This is a genomic window from Fenollaria massiliensis (genome assembly GCF_000312505.2).
In the GTDB taxonomy this organism is placed as follows: Bacteria; Bacillota; Clostridia; order Tissierellales; family Peptoniphilaceae; genus Fenollaria; species Fenollaria massiliensis.
The window spans coordinates 237094-252393 of record NZ_HG326224.1; the positions used below are offsets into that span (position 1 = coordinate 237094).

A 15300-nucleotide genomic window follows, 5' to 3' on the forward strand; every position below is an offset into this window, starting at 1 on the left:
ACCTCTATTATTTAATTATTATTTCTAAAATTAAATCGATTAAATCGTTCTTTGCTTCTTTTATTATATCACATCTTGGGCCTGTATAAACCTTTTTATGTAAATATTGATGATTTTTATAGCTTATACCATAATAAACAAGTCCAACCGGAATCCCATCATATGACGTTGGCCCAGCACTTCCTGTTATGGCGTAAACGATGTCAGTATCAAATAAATTCTTCGCTCCATCAAGCATAGAAGATAGTACCGCAATAGATACTGGTGTGTATTTATCAATCAATTGCTTATCAACCTTCAGTGTATTTATCTTAACTGATGATTGATAAGAAACAAGTGTGCCGCGAAAAACATCAGATGCGCCAGAGACTTTAACAAGTTCGCTTGATATTAGTCCACCTGTTATTGACTCTGCTCCTGATATGCTTAGATTATTATTTTTTAAAATTTCAATAATTTTATTGCATTGTTCCATTGAATACTTCCCTATTTTTATATAGATAATTTATCATAGATAATATTGTTAGTGCTACTGAGACGTATAATAATACTTTTCCTATTATATACATATTTCTATTTATCAATATAATTGTTAAAAAGAAAAATATTACCGAGAAAAACTGTGTTGTTGTCTTAAGCTTACCGAAGATATCGGCAGCTATAGATATATTTTTCTTTGCAGCAAGCATCCTAAAGCCTGATATAAGTAATTCTCTAAATAAAACTACTATGACTACCCATGGCTCAACGAAGCCCCTATCTATAAACATAATGAAGGCACTTAGAACAAGTATCTTATCAGCAATAGGGTCTATAAACTTGCCAAAATCTGTAATCATATTGTATTTTCTAGCTACGTACCCATCCAGAAAATCGCTAAATGATCCTAGTAAAAATATTAATAGACTAGATATGCCGCTTTGATCATAGTAACAGCTTAAAACAAAAATTGGCAGCAACAATATTCTAAACATTGTTATTTTATTTGCTAGGTTCATAAATTTCACCTCTTAAATCATATTCAAGTGCTTCAATAATTTTTACATCTACAAAGCTTCCTATCTCTAGGTCTTTATCGCTCGTCACATAAATTTGTCCATCTACATCAGGTGCATCCATAAAGCTTCTTAGAGTGTATTCGCCTGCTTCACCATCTTCGACTAAGCATTTCATCACAGTTCCTACTCTTTTTTCAAGACTTTCTCTTGAAATATTCATTTGCGCGTCCATAATTTTTTCTCTTCTTTCAGCTTTTGTCTTTTCATCAAGTTTTTCATTGAAAGAGTAGCTCCGTGTACCCTCTTCGTCGCTATATTCAAAAACGCCAAGCTTATCAAATTTTTCTTTTTTAATAAAATTAAGTAGCTCTTGAAAATCTTCTTCTCGCTCACCTGGGAAGCCGACTATAAATGTAGTTCTTAAAACTAGATCAGCTATCTTAGTTCTTAATTTTGTGATTAATTCATGAATTTCGTCTTTATCAATATGTCTATTCATCATCTTAAGAACGTGGTCCGAAGCGTGTTGAAGCGGTATATCCATGTAATTAAGTATTCTATCTGATGAGTTAAATGTTTCGATTAAATCATCTGTGATATTATCTGGATATAGATACATAATTCTTATCCAAGGCATTTTAGTCCTCTCTAGTATTGCTTTTAAAAGCATATCAAGTGATGGACTAGAATATATGTCCATGCCGTAGTCTGTTGTGTTTTGCGCGATAAGAATAACTTCTTTAGTGCCAAGCTTATGTAGATGATTAATCTCATTAACTATATCGTCAATGGACCTTGATCTAAGTCTGCCTCTCAGCTTTGGTATTATGCAGTAAGAGCAGTTATTGTTACAGCCCTCAGCAATTTTAACGTATTCAGTGATGTCCGCAACATCTTTTTCAATATATTCAATATCCGCGTTTATGTTATCGATATAAACATCATCTTTATTATTTTCTTCATATTCTTTAATTATTTCGGAAATATTTTGAAAATTACCTGTACCAACTATGATATCTATCTCAGGAATCTCTTCTTTTAGCTCTTTTGAGTATCTTTGAGCAAGGCATCCGCTAACAATAATCTTAGCTCCACCCTTCTTTTGATTAATCATATCAAATATAGCGTCTATGGACTCTTCTTTCGCTGCATTTATAAATGAACAAGTGTTTATGATTATATAATCAGCTTCAGATGGATTATTTATTATAGTATAGTCGTTATTCTTTAATTTGTATGCCATTGTCTCTGAGTCTACATCATTTTTTGAGCAGCCCATAGTAAGTATAAATACTTTATTCAAGTCCTTCACCGCTTTCACCGTATAAATTTTCTAAATCTTCTTCTTCAATTAAAACTTTTCTTGGCTTAGATCCATCGTAGCCGCTAACAACGCCCATCTCTTCCATTTGGTCAACGATTCTTGCAGCACGTGAGTAGCCTATCTTAAGTTTTCTTTGTAAATATGATATAGATGCTTGTCCGTCAGCTACAACCAGCTTAACCGCCTCATCATATAGATCGTCCTTATCATCTTGCATTGTTTGGCTAGTATTATTCGTGCTTATGGATTCAACAGCATCTTGATTATAATTTGCTTCACCTTGATTTCTTATGAAATCGCAAACTCTCTTAACCTCTTTATCGCTGACAAAGGCGCCTTGAACTCTAATTGGCTTTGAAAGGTTCGATGGATAGTAAAGCATATCGCCCTTGCCTAATAATTTTTCAGCACCGCTCATGTCAAGTATAGTTCTTGAGTCAATTTGCGAAGAAACTTGGAAGGAAATTCTCGAAGGAATGTTCGCTTTTATAGTTCCTGTAATAACATCGACCGATGGTCTTTGAGTCGCTACAATTAAATGCATGCCAGCTGCTCTCGCCATTTGAGCAAGTCTACAGATAGCGTCTTCGACCTCTGTTGCAGCAACCATCATTAAATCAGCAAGCTCGTCTATAATTATAACTATCTGAGGCATTTTTTCTGTGATAGTATCAAGTTCATTATAGCTTTGCATGTCCTTGACATTGTTCTTTGCGAATAATTGGTATCTCTTCTCCATCTCTTGAACTGCCCAGTTTAGTGAGAATTGCGCTTTTTTAGCGTTTGTCACAACCGGTATCAAAAGATGAGGAATATTATTATAAACATTTAATTCAACAACTTTTGGGTCAATCATAATTAATTTTACTTCATCAGGTCTTGCCTTATAAAGTATACTCATGATTATGGTGTTGATACAAACACTTTTACCTGAACCTGTTGCACCAGCGATAAGTAAGTGTGGCATATTAGCAATGGAGCTGATGATGGTATTACCTGTAACATCTTTTCCTAAAGCAAGCGGCAATTTTGATTTTAAATTTCTAAATTCGTCGCTATCCAGAATTTCTTTTAATAAAAGCGTATCCTTATTCTTATTAGGCACTTCTATGCCTACCGCGCTCTTGCCTGGTATAGGCGCAAGTATCCTTATGTCAGTCGTTGCAAGTGCTAGAGCTAAGTTATCTGATAGACTTAAAATCTTACTAACTTTAACACCAGCAGCTAAACTTATCTCGTATGAGGTAATAGTTGGGCCGCTGTTAACCCCAATAACTTTAGCATCAACGCCAAAATTGTTAAGCGTATCTTGAATAATCTTTATATTGTCCTTAATCTCTTTACCTTTTGAACTTGTGTTAGTAACTTCAACCTCTTTTAATAGATTAAGTGACGGAAACTCATAATGAACTATATCTTCTTTATGAATTTCTTTTTCAATATCAATTTCTTCGTTATTATCTTCCGTCTCTTCAGTTTTTCGAGTTTTTTCTATCTCTTTTTTAATAGTCTTAGGCTTTTTATCAGTTTTTGGATTTTCTTTAGCCTTAAGATCGTCTTCTGTTTTATCTACTGCTTCTGTATTTTTAGTATTTGATGAATCATTAATCTTTATATCGATAAAATCATCGTCAAAGCCTTCAAGATTGATATCATTTGTGTTTGTAACGGTATTCGTATCTGATTCACTATTTATAGTCTTGATATCATCTTCATCATTAAAGATATCATCTGAAGAAAGTATCTTTTTATTTCTCATTTCTTGTCTTTTAATCTTGATCTTTTCAACACTAGTTTCAATTCCATCTTGAATTTTATTCATAGTGTCATCAGTTTTTTGGATAATATCAGCTCTTTTAATGCTTGTTAGCGTATAAATGTTAATTATATTAATAATAACTAAAATGATAACAGTACCAACGCCACCAAATAATCTATAAAAAAGGAAACCAAATACACCGCCTATTAGTCCGCCAGAAGCAAGTTCTCCTGCTGATTCAGTCGCTTGAGAAACGTGTGCTGAGAATGAACTCATAAGTGATGTAGATGAATCAAAAATAATTAAAAGACTTAAAAATATAATGCTTAATGATATTATTAATTTTTTTGCAAATGGTCTAGACTTTGGTATCAATAAAACCAAAGCTATTGCCAATAGATAAAATAAAAATATATTGTATCCAAGTGAAAAAAGGTAGACAAGACCACTCTTTATCCATCTGCCAAAAACACCAGTTGCATCACTATTTGCAAAAATTAGCAAAAATATGGACGCAAAAAGTATTATTAGGCCTGATATCAATAAAGATTCGTTCTTATCTACCTTTTTATTTATTTTGCTCTTATTTTTTATATTTGTTCTTTTTTTTGTAGTTTTCATACAATCCCTTCGCTTACATCTCTTTTATAAGTAGTTTGCTACAATACAAACAATTCCTAATACTACTAAGTAATAAGAAAATACATGGAATTTCTTATTATTAGCAAGTACTTTTATTAATCTAATCGCTAGTACTCCTGTTATAAAGCTTACTATAAGTCCGACTATCGCGTTTAAATCAAAACTTACAGTCGCTCCCTCTTTATATATATCTTTTAATCCAAGTATAAAGCCACCAAACATAGCAGGTATTGCTAGTAAAAATGAAAAATCGACTGCATCCTTCTTATTTATTCCTAGTGCATGAGAAATAAATATAGTTGAGCCTGATCTTGATATGCCTGGCAGTGCAGCAATGCCTTGTACTGCTCCAATTGCAAGCACTCTTGGTGCTCCAGCCTTAGTGATTCTCCTTGTTTTACTATACAAATTAATATCAATATAATATATCAATATTGCTGTTATGACGAAAAATACACCTATAAGTGATAATGACATATATAATTGATCTAGATACTTTTCTATATATAAAGCGATGAAAACTGTAGGTATAGTCGCTAGTATGATGTATAGAGCTAGTTTTTGATAATGGTTTAGCTCTATTTTTTCTCTTTTGATTAATGAAGCAAGCATCTTAAAAAACTCTACTATCATGTTTATAACTTGTTTATGATAAACAAGCAAAATTGAAAGTAAGGTTCCAAAATGCAAAACTTGTGAGAAAAATACATTACCTTCTTTTATATTAAATAAAATTTGAACTATTGCCAAGTGACCTGATGAGCTTATTGGCAAAAACTCTGTTATGCCTTGAATTATAGCGAGTATTATTGCTTTAATTAATGTCATTATTTAACTCCTGTTGAACCAAAGCCGCCATCTTGTCTTTCAGAGTCTGAAAGCTCATCTACTTCTTCAAAATTTATTTTTTCATATTTTGATAAAACCATTTGAGCGATTCTCATACCATTTTCAATAGTAAAATCTTCTTTCGAAAAATTTATAAGAGGAACCTTTATTTCGCCTCTATAGTCACTATCGATAGTTCCGATACCATTGACAAGGCCAATGCCGTGCTTAATGCTAAGTCCTGATCTTGCTCTGATTTGAACCTCGTAAGAAGAAGGTATCTCTAAATAGATACCTGTACTTACTAATCTAAACTCGCCAGCTTTTAATACAAGGTCTTCATCAAGTGAAGCTCTTATGTCAACGCCAGCTGAATTTTCTGTTTGGTATTTTGGTATTTCATTTTTACTCTTATTTATTATCTTAATAGTTGCCATAATTTTATCCTATTATTTTGATTCCCCGTCAGAATTTTCTACTAAAGCTTTTCTTGAAAGATTGATTCTGCCTTGTTCATCAATAGATGTAACCTTAACCATAATTTCATCGCCAAGCTTTAATACATCTTCAACTTTATTAACTCTGTCTTTAGAAATTTGTGAAATGTGTAATAAACCTTCTTTGCCATTTAACACTTCAACAAAAGCTCCAAAATTAGTTATTCTATTAACTTTACCAAAGTAAACTTCGCCTACTTCAACTTCTTTGACGATGTCTTCTATCATCTTCTTAGCACCGTTAAGTCCTTCAGTAGTATCAGCTGAGATGTATACGTCACCGTCATCAGTTATATCAATCTTAGCGCCAGTTTCTTCGATAATCTTGTTAATTACCTTTCCGCCTGAGCCTATAACATCTCTAATCTTATCTGGATCTATCTTGATTGTTGCAATCTTTGGTGCATATTCAGATAATTCTTTTCTTGGTTCACTAATAGCTGATGTGATTACACCAAGTATTTGGAATCTCGCTTTCTTAGCTTGTTCTAGAGCCACTTTCATGATCTCTTCGTCTATACCTTGAACCTTGATATCCATTTGCATAGCTGTGATACCATCTTTAGTACCAGCTACTTTAAAGTCCATATCTCCAAGGTGATCTTCAAGTCCTTGAATATCTGTTAATATCTTAGTATTTGCATCTGATTTAATAAGTCCCATAGCAATACCTGCTACTGGTTTTTTAATTGGTACACCAGCATCCATAAGAGCAAGTGTTGATCCGCATATACTTGCTTGTGATGAAGAACCGTTTGAGCTTAGTACTTCTGATACAAGTCTTATAGTGTATGGGAACTCTTCAAGTGTTGGTATAACTGGAACTAAAGCTCTTTCAGCAAGGGCTCCATGGCCTATCTCTCTTCTGCCTGGGCTTCTAAGCGGTCTAACGTCTCCAACTGAATATGGAGGGAAATTGTATTGATGCATATAGTGTTTTTCGCCCTCTTCAACCAAGCCGTCTTGTGATTGACTGTCGCCAAATGAGCCAAGTGTAGCTATAGTTAAAACTTGAGTTTGACCTCTTTTGAATAATCCTGATCCATGAGCTCTAGGTAATAAGCCTACTTCTGCAGAAAGTGGTCTGATTTGTTCAGTATTTCTTCCGTCAGGTCTTAAGTTTCTTTCAAGTATACCTTTTCTGAACTCTTCACTAGTGATATCATCAATAGTTTTAAGTATGCTCTTTTGATCTTCTGGATATTTTTCAAGATATTTATTTAGTATAGTATCCTTAAGTGATTCGCTGTTTTCAATTCTTTGGATCTTGTCAGCTTCAAATATAGAGTCTTTAATGTCTTCTCTAAACTCTTTATCGATTTCATTAAAAATTTCTTCTTTTGCTTCAAATTTTTCAAATGAATATTTTTCTTTACCTATCTTTTTGATAATTTCTTCTTCAAATTCGCAAATTTCTTTGATAGCTTCGTGTCCCTTTAGTATAGCCTTTATCATTTGATCTTCAGAAACTTCATTTGATCCTGATTCTACCATCATGATAGCGTCCTTTGTGCCTGAAATACATAGGTTTATATCAGACTTTTCCATCTCTTCTTGTTTTGGGTTGATAACGTATTCACCATCTATAAGTCCAACGTAAACAGCTGCTGTTGGTCCGTTAAATGGTATATCAGAAATACATAAAGCAACTGATGAACCAATCATAGCAGCAATTTCTGGACTATTGTCTGGATCAACTGAAAGTACTGTTGCTATGACTTGTACGTCATTAAAAAAGCCCTCAGGAAATAAAGGTCTAATTGGTCTATCAATCAGCCTTGAAGTTAAAACTGCTTTCTCTGAAGGTCTTCCCTCTCTTTTTATATATCCTCCTGGTATCTTGCCAACAGAATAAAATTTTTCTTCGTAATCAACACTTAATGGGAAGAAGTCTACCCCTTCTCTTGGTGCTTTTGTGCTTGTCGCATTAACTAAAACATAAGTATCTCCATACTTAACTAAGCAAGAGCCACCAGCTTGCTCGCACATCTTTCCTGTTTCAATTTCTAAAGGTCTACCTGCTAAGGTAGTTTTAAAATTTTCTTGCATCTCACATCTCCTTTAATCTAATAAAAGAGCGGGATATCCCCGCCCTCTTTATCCTCTGATATTTAATCTGTCTATCAATTCACGATATTTTTCAATATCTGTGTTATACAAATATTTTAAAAGACCCTTTCTTTGACCGATCATTTTAAATAAACCTCTTCTTGAGTGATGGTCTTTCTTGTGTGTCTTTAAGTGTTCTGTAAGGTCATTGATTCTCTTAGTAAATATAGCTATTTGTACTTCTGTAGAACCAGTGTCCCCTTCGTGCATTTTAAAATCATCAATGATTTTTGATTTTTCTTCTTTTGATAACATTTTGTTTCCCCCTTAATAATATTTGCCTCAGCCAAGTGTATCGACGGGAACGATATACATAGCATAAGGTACCTATATTAGTATATCATGAACTTTAGCATTTGTAAAGCATTTTATACTCATAATTATAAATAATCTTCAAAATTTTTTGCAAAATCTATATCGCTCTTGATTTGCTTAATCAAATCATCTTTATCTTCAAAATTTAACATATCTCTGATCCTATAAATAAAGTATAATCTCACAGTATCATCGTATATGTCATCTTTAAAATCGAAAATGTTTGTCTCAACGCTTACAAAATCTTCATTAAAACTTAAGTTTTTGCCAACGCTAGTAACTGATTTATATATTTGGTCTTTAATCTTAATCTTTGTTACGTATACGCCTTGATATGGAATGATGTAGCCTGTGTTTATATTTAGATTTGCTGTTGGTATACCAACTGTTGAGCCATATTTCTTGCCATGGATAACCTTTGACTTTATCGAATAGTACCTTGATAATTCTTTGTTTGCACTCATCACTTCGCCTGATAGTATCAATTTTTTAATATTGCTAGATGAAATTTTTTGCATTTTTTCGTCTAGTTCAAAATTTAATACTATGGCTTCGCCGCCTGCTTCTTTCATCATCTCTTTAAGAAGGGCTGTGTCTCCTAATTTGTCAAGGCCAAAAGTATAGTCCTCGCCTGAATAAGTTTTTATCGCTTTTAACTTATCTAATAATATATCTTTAACAAAGGCTTTTGGCTCTGTTCTTTTCAGTTCATCTGTAAAATCAATTACATAGACTGTATCTATACCAAGCTCTTCAAGTATCTTGATCTTATCATCTATAGTCGTTATGCTTTTTGCATTTTTAAAATCGAGTAATAAAACAGATGATAAAACTTTATCTCTTTTGGCATCACTTATGCAAGTCTTGATTATTTTTAAGTGTCCTAAGTGCATTCCATCAAAGTAACCAAGCGCTATATAGCATTTTTCACTTGTAAACTCATCTTTTAAGTTAATTATCCTCATATTTATAAACCTTTTTCATATAAATATTCTTTCTGCCACTCTCATCTTTTTTTACATAGCCCACGCCGCAAAATTTATCAGCGCAGTAAACCTTGTAATATTCTTCATTGTATGCATTATTCACATAAGAATTCATACCATTTTGAACGGCTTTAAACCTTTTTTCATGAAGTTTTAGTACAGGCAAATCTATGAGTGTATCGACTGGAATAAGGTCATCCTCTTCCATATCATCTATGCATATAGCCTCATCAATATTTAATGGACCGCTATAGTACCTCATAAGATAATCTATATATGATATAGTTCCTAATCTTTGCGCTATATCAAAGGCTAGCGTCCTAATATAAGTTCCTGTTGAGACATCACTCATGACTATGGCATAAGATTTTTCTTTGTTAAATTTCAAAAGTCTGTTTTTATAAATTTGAACAGTTTTTGCTCTTGAAGCTGTGTCTATGTCGATGTTTTCTCTGGCTAATTTATACATAGGCACTCCATTAATCTTTTTCGCGGAATATTTTGGCGGAACTTGCTCGTAAGCGCCTTCTATCTCATCCAAGACTCTTAATAAATCACTTTTTTCAAAGTCCCATGCTTCTTTATCGGTAAATTCTCCTTCAGCATCTAGAGTCTCTGTTGTTTTGCCAAAAATTATTCTATAAATATAAGCTTTTTTATCAAAATCCAGAAAATCTATAAACTTAGTTGCTTCACCGACCGCTATGGGCAGTACGCCAAAAGCCATAGGATCTAAGGTGCCTATATGTCCGGTCTTCATCTTGCTCAGATGCTTTACCTTATTTGTATAATATCTACTAGACTTGCCTTTTTCCTTAAAAACATTGACTACTCCGCTAGTTTGCATTGTCAACATATCCTTTCAATCTCTTAACTAGCTCATCTAAACTGCCCTTATAAGTTAATCCAGCAGCGTATTTATGTCCGCCGCCATCAAAGTCTTCTCCAATGCTACCTACGTCGTATTTGTACTTGCTTCTTAAAGAAACTTTGTAAATATCGTTAAGTTCTTTGACTATGGCAATCATGTCATAATCTTCAAGTCCTTGTAAAAATGCAAGTATATCGTCAGTATCGTCCCTACTTGTGTTAGTCTTAAGAAAATCATCATTCTCCAAAACTAAATAAGCAAAATCTTTATAGAAATTTATTTTATTAATAGCAAGTTTATATAAATCAAAAATATTTTTACTCATGCTTCTATAAAGCTTTATATTTATCTCATTTATATCAATTCCATAGCTCATAAGCTTGGAAACTTTTTGCATAGTCTCATCTGTTGTCGACGAGTACATAAACCTTCCTGTGTCAGTATCCATACCGATGTAGAGCATAGTGGCAATTTCTTTATTCATAGGCAGCTCAAGTTCTTTTATGATATCATAAACTATCTCAGCGCTTGATGAATACTCTTCTAGAACATAATTTATATCTCCAAAATACTTATTGCTCTTGTGATGATCTATGTTGATAATTTTTTTCGCAAATTTTAAATTATCTTCATTAAGAAGTCTTCTCTCATCAGCGCAATCAATTACTAAAAGCACATCGCACTCGCTCATGTCATCATCATAAAACTTTGTTTCTTCGATAAACTTGTATTTACTAGGAATATCATCAGGCTTAATTATATTTATAGTTTTATTTTTATATTTTTCTTTAAGTGAAAGATAAAGGCCAAGCGTTGACCCCATGTTGTCCCCGTCTGGAGATTTGTGAGAGATAATGTTTATGCTAGATGCATTTTCAACCGCTAGACCAATATCTTTTATACTGTTATTACTCTTCATCTTCTTTTTGCTCTTCGTTTGTTTTTTCTTCGCTCTCTAAGTTTAATTTATTTAAAATCTTTTGAATTTCTATACTATATTCAACGCTTTCATCAATTTTAAATCTAAGTTCAGGAACTTGTCTGATTTCTAAAACTTTTGCAAGACGTGATCTGATATAGCCCTTAGCATTTTCTAAGGCGCTTAAGGTATCTTCTTTAGTTTTTTGGCTGCCATAAATTGAGAAATATATAGTAGCCACAGAAGTATCATTAGATAGCTCAACCTTAGATACGCTAGTCATTTGATCAATTCTAGGGTCCTTAAGTCCTTCGATTAGTAACTCAGAGATAATTCTTTGTATTTCAGATTGTACTCTATATAATCTTCTCTTGTCCATAATATCACCTATTAAGCCTTAACTTCTTCTATGATGTAGGCTTCCATTTCGTCGCCTTCCTTGATGTCATTATAATTTTCAAGACCTAGACCAGCTTCATATCCAGTAGCTACTTCTTTAGCGTCATCTTTAAATCTCTTTAATGAAGAAATGCCTCCGTCATGAATAACCACATCGTCTCTAAGAAGTCTTATACTTGAATTTCTTGTAATCTTTCCGTTGTCAACATAGATACCAGCAATGCTTTGTCCGTTAGGTAATCTAAATGTAGCACGTACAGTTGCTCTACCTAAAACAGTTTCCTTAGTCTTTGGCTTAAGCATACCCTTAACAGCGTTTTTGATATCATCTATGATGTCGTAAATAACTCTATATGTCTTAACTTCAATGCTTTCAGCGTTTGCTAAGTCCATCGCACCATTGTTTGGTCTTACGTTAAATCCTATGATAATGGCGTTTGATGCGCTAGCAAGCATTACGTCAGACTCACTGATTCCGCCTACACCGCTGTGTATAACGCTTACCTTAACTTCTTCGTTTGAAAGCTTTGTAAGTGATGAGGCGATGGCTTCGATTGAACCCTTGTTGTCCGCCTTGATGATTACATTTAAGTCTTTTAGCTCGCCTTCTTTGATTCTGTCAAATAGATTGTCCAAAGAAACTTTTTGAGTAGCTGTAATCATTTCTTCTCTTTGCTTTTCTTTTCTCATCTCAGCAATGGCTCTAGCCTTCTTTTCAGATTCAACTGCGTAGAAAAATTCGCCTGCTTCAGGAACTTCGCTTAAGCCCATAATCTTAACTGGTGTACTTGGTGTTGCCTTCATGATGCCCTTACCGTTATCATCAACCATAAGTCTAATTTTACCGCAAGATGTTCCTGATACAACATAGTCGCCCTTCTTAAGAGTTCCTTTTTGTACTAGAACAGTCGCTGTAGGTCCTTGTCCTTTATCAAGTTGAGCTTCAATTACTGTACCCATTGCTCTTCTATTAGGATTTGCCTTGATGTCTTCCATCTCAGCAACTAGAATAATCATTTCAAGTAGTTCATCTATATTGATTCTCTTCTTTGCAGATACTTCTACTGTAATAGTTGATCCACCCCATTTTTCTGGAAGTAAATCATTATCTGCTAGCTCTTGATATATTCTTTCAATATTTGCTTCTGGTCTATCTATCTTGTTAATAGCTACGATGATAGGTACGCCAGCTGCTTTACTGTGAGAGATGGCTTCCTTTGTTTGTGGCATGATACCATCATCTGCTGCGACAACTATTACTGATATATCAGTGATTTGCGCTCCTCTAGCTCTCATTTGTGTAAAAGCTTCGTGGCCTGGTGTGTCTAGAAAAACTATTTTTTTGCCTTTAACATTGATGCTATAGGCACCAATTCTTTGAGTGATACCACCTGCTTCACCAGCTTGTACCTTAGTTTGTCTAATCGCATCAAGAAGTGATGTCTTACCATGATCAACGTGTCCCATAACTGTAACTACTGGTGGTCTAGTAACTAAAGTGTCTTCACTGTCTTCAAAATCAAGTTCTAGTGCTTCTTCTTCTGATTGAGGTACTTCTAATTCAACTTTTACACCAAATTCATCGGCCATAAGTGAAGCTGTATCGAAGTCAATACTTTGGTTTTGATTAAGCATAAGTCCAAGCATTATAAGCTTAGTAATTAATTGATTTACACCAACGCCAAGCTTTTCAGCAAGGTCCTTAACAACGATAGGATCAGTGATATAAACCACTTCATCTTTAGCTTTTTTAGCTTCTACTTTTTCTTCTTTTACTTCTTGAGCTTTTTCTACGTTGTTTTTATTTTGCTTGTTTTTGTTCTTTTTATTTTTCTTATTTGATTGATTTTCTTCTTTATTACCTTTATTTATATATTTTTCTTCTTTATTTTTATGCTTATTTTTATTCTTATTATCGGCACTATCCTTCTTGTCTTCATGTTTTGCCTCTTGTTTTGTTTCTTTCTTTAATTCTGGCTTATTAGCCTCATTTTTTGCGCCCTTATTTGTTTTATTAGCTTTTTTATCACTTGCTTTTTTATCTATTGTTTCACTTTCTTCTTTAATTTTGTGTATCTTTTTCTTTGGTTTTTCTTTGACAGCTATTTTATCTTCTTCTATAAAAAGATCTCTTATCATATTAGCTGTTTCTTCATCTACACCACTTAAGTGAGTCATTGGCGGTAGATTTAGTTCTTGGAGTTTATCTAGTAGTTCTTTTGTTTCCATATTCAATTCTTTCGCTAATTCGTAAACTCTTGTCTTCATATAATCACTCCTTCTTTACATTTCTTAGCTCCTCTAAGGTTTCATTATCTATATTACATTTTAAAGATTTTTTAAATAAATTCTTTTCAATTGCATGATTAATGCATTCTTCGTTATTGCACACATAGCTTCCGCGGCCTTGTATTTTTTGATCTTTGTCAATAAATACGCCCTTCTCAGTCTTAGCTAGTCTAAGCATTTCATATTTATTGTGAAATGACCTGCATGCGACGCATTTTCTTTCGAAAGTTTTATTCTTCGTCATTTCTAAATAAATCAATTAATGAATCATTTAATATTTCTTGATTGTCAGCATCATAGTACGGCTCACTTGTTGGTCCTGTAAATGTGCTAGGATCTTCTGGATGAATATCTATCTTCCAAGTAGTAAGTCTAGCAGCTAGTCTTACGTTTTGTCCTTGCTTGCCTATAGCTAAACTGATTTGTGAGTTAGGTACTATGGCGATGGCTGATTTTTCTTCTTCGTTTATTTCGCAGCTAACTACATCTGCTGGTGATAGAGCGTTCTTTATGAATATCTCTGGATTTTCATCATAGATAATTATATCTATCTTTTCTCCATTAAGCTCTTCAACGATTGAGTTAACTCTTTGACCCTTTTGTCCAACGCAAGCGCCTAGTGGATCTATGCTATCATCTTTTGCGTAAACAGCAATCTTTGATCTAGATCCTGCTTCTCTAGCGATTGAGTAGATATCGATAAGTCCTTCTGTTATTTCAGGCACTTCTAGTTCAAAAAGTCTTCTAACTAAGATAGCCTTTGCTCTTGAAAGAACTATTTGTGGTCCTTTACTAGTCTTTCTAATCTCTGATATAACTAGCTTTAATCTGTCTCCCATCTTATAGACTTCATTTGGGATTTGTTCGCTTGGCGGAATTATGCCTTCGACCTTGCCCATGTCTATGAAGATGTTTTTATTTGAGATTCTTTGGATTTGTCCTGTGATAATTTCGCCTTGTCTTACTATAAATTCATCGTGAATTTTTTCTCTCTCGGCGTCCTTTATCTTTTGTATTACAACTTGTTTAGCTGTTTGAGCAGCTATTCTGCCATATTCCTTTGGAGCTTCTTCAAAATTAACTGTATCACCAACTTTATATTTGGAGCTAATTTTCTTAGCATCTTTTAAAGATATTTCATTGACATCGTCTTCAACTTCATCAACAACAGTTTTTTGCGAATAAAGTTTTATATCTCCTGTCTCTCTGTTGATGTCAACTACAACATTTTGCTCGGTTTGAAAATTCTTTCTAAAGCTTGATACTAATGCAGTCTCCAAAGCATCAAAAATAACATCTTTAGATATACCTTTGCTTTTTTCTAATTCGTCTAAAGCTTCTATAAACTCTTTGTTCATCATACC

Annotated in this window: 15 protein-coding genes; all 15 read right to left on the reverse strand. The window is 33.5% G+C overall.

Features of this window, described 5'->3' with window-relative positions; translation table 11 throughout:
• Nucleotides 1-7: 7 nt before the first annotated feature.
• The 15 genes from BN30_RS01170 to nusA all read right to left on the reverse strand — a co-directional run bounded on the left by BN30_RS01170 (nucleotide 8) and on the right by nusA (nucleotide 15294).
• Nucleotides 8-475 (reverse strand): CinA family protein, encoded by a 468-nt coding sequence (locus tag BN30_RS01170; protein ID WP_019213700.1) that lies wholly within the window; start codon nucleotides 473-475, stop codon nucleotides 8-10.
• A complete protein-coding gene (gene pgsA / locus BN30_RS01175) occupies nucleotides 459-998 on the reverse strand; it encodes a CDP-diacylglycerol--glycerol-3-phosphate 3-phosphatidyltransferase (protein ID WP_019213701.1) in 540 nt (179 codons plus the stop codon). Before pgsA ends, BN30_RS01170 begins: the two co-directional genes overlap by 17 nt.
• The gene (gene rimO / locus BN30_RS01180) at nucleotides 982-2301 is read right to left on the reverse strand and encodes a 30S ribosomal protein S12 methylthiotransferase RimO (protein WP_019213702.1); all 1320 of its coding nucleotides are present in this window, start codon (nucleotides 2299-2301) and stop codon (nucleotides 982-984) included. Before rimO ends, pgsA begins: the two co-directional genes overlap by 17 nt.
• Nucleotides 2294-4702 carry an FtsK/SpoIIIE family DNA translocase gene (locus BN30_RS01185; RefSeq protein WP_019213703.1) on the reverse strand — a complete coding sequence of 803 codons (2409 nt, stop codon included), beginning with the start codon at nucleotides 4700-4702 and terminating at the stop codon, nucleotides 2294-2296. The genes rimO and BN30_RS01185 overlap by 8 nt, the downstream gene beginning before the upstream one ends.
• 24 nt (nucleotides 4703-4726) lie before the next feature.
• Nucleotides 4727-5551 carry an undecaprenyl-diphosphate phosphatase gene (locus BN30_RS01190; protein WP_019213704.1) on the reverse strand — a complete coding sequence of 275 codons (825 nt, stop codon included), beginning with the start codon at nucleotides 5549-5551 and terminating at the stop codon, nucleotides 4727-4729.
• Nucleotides 5551-5988 (reverse strand): dUTP diphosphatase, encoded by a 438-nt coding sequence (dut, locus tag BN30_RS01195; protein ID WP_019213705.1) that lies wholly within the window; start codon nucleotides 5986-5988, stop codon nucleotides 5551-5553. Before dut ends, BN30_RS01190 begins: the two co-directional genes overlap by 1 nt.
• 12 nt (nucleotides 5989-6000) lie before the next feature.
• Entirely contained in the window at nucleotides 6001-8097 is a 2097-nt protein-coding gene (locus BN30_RS01200) for a polyribonucleotide nucleotidyltransferase (RefSeq protein ID WP_019213706.1), read from the reverse strand.
• Nucleotides 8098-8145: 48 nt separating this feature from the next.
• The gene (gene rpsO, locus BN30_RS01205) at nucleotides 8146-8412 is read right to left on the reverse strand and encodes a 30S ribosomal protein S15 (protein WP_019213707.1); all 267 of its coding nucleotides are present in this window, start codon (nucleotides 8410-8412) and stop codon (nucleotides 8146-8148) included.
• A 125-nt stretch (nucleotides 8413-8537) separates the two neighbouring features.
• Complete coding sequence (locus tag BN30_RS01210) at nucleotides 8538-9437, reverse strand: bifunctional riboflavin kinase/FAD synthetase (RefSeq protein WP_019213708.1); 900 nt, start codon at nucleotides 9435-9437, stop codon at nucleotides 8538-8540.
• Nucleotides 9424-10305: a tRNA pseudouridine(55) synthase TruB gene (gene truB / locus BN30_RS01215; protein ID WP_019213709.1), complete on the reverse strand. Its 882-nt coding sequence runs from the start codon at nucleotides 10303-10305 to the stop codon at nucleotides 9424-9426. Before truB ends, BN30_RS01210 begins: the two co-directional genes overlap by 14 nt.
• A complete protein-coding gene (locus BN30_RS01220) occupies nucleotides 10295-11248 on the reverse strand; it encodes a DHH family phosphoesterase (RefSeq protein ID WP_019213710.1) in 954 nt (317 codons plus the stop codon). Before BN30_RS01220 ends, truB begins: the two co-directional genes overlap by 11 nt.
• Nucleotides 11238-11627 carry a 30S ribosome-binding factor RbfA gene (rbfA, locus tag BN30_RS01225; RefSeq protein WP_019213711.1) on the reverse strand — a complete coding sequence of 130 codons (390 nt, stop codon included), beginning with the start codon at nucleotides 11625-11627 and terminating at the stop codon, nucleotides 11238-11240. Before rbfA ends, BN30_RS01220 begins: the two co-directional genes overlap by 11 nt.
• A gap of 11 nt (nucleotides 11628-11638) precedes the next feature.
• On the reverse strand, nucleotides 11639-13915 hold the full coding sequence (gene infB / locus BN30_RS01230; protein ID WP_019213712.1) for a translation initiation factor IF-2: 2277 nt from the start codon (nucleotides 13913-13915) through the stop codon (nucleotides 11639-11641).
• A 4-nt stretch (nucleotides 13916-13919) separates the two neighbouring features.
• A complete protein-coding gene (locus BN30_RS01235; protein ID WP_019213713.1) occupies nucleotides 13920-14180 on the reverse strand; it encodes a YlxR family protein in 261 nt (86 codons plus the stop codon).
• Nucleotides 14167-15294, reverse strand: coding sequence for a transcription termination factor NusA (nusA, locus tag BN30_RS01240; RefSeq protein ID WP_019213714.1), 1128 nt, complete (start codon nucleotides 15292-15294; stop codon nucleotides 14167-14169). The genes BN30_RS01235 and nusA overlap by 14 nt, the downstream gene beginning before the upstream one ends.
• Nucleotides 15295-15300 lie beyond the last annotated feature (6 nt).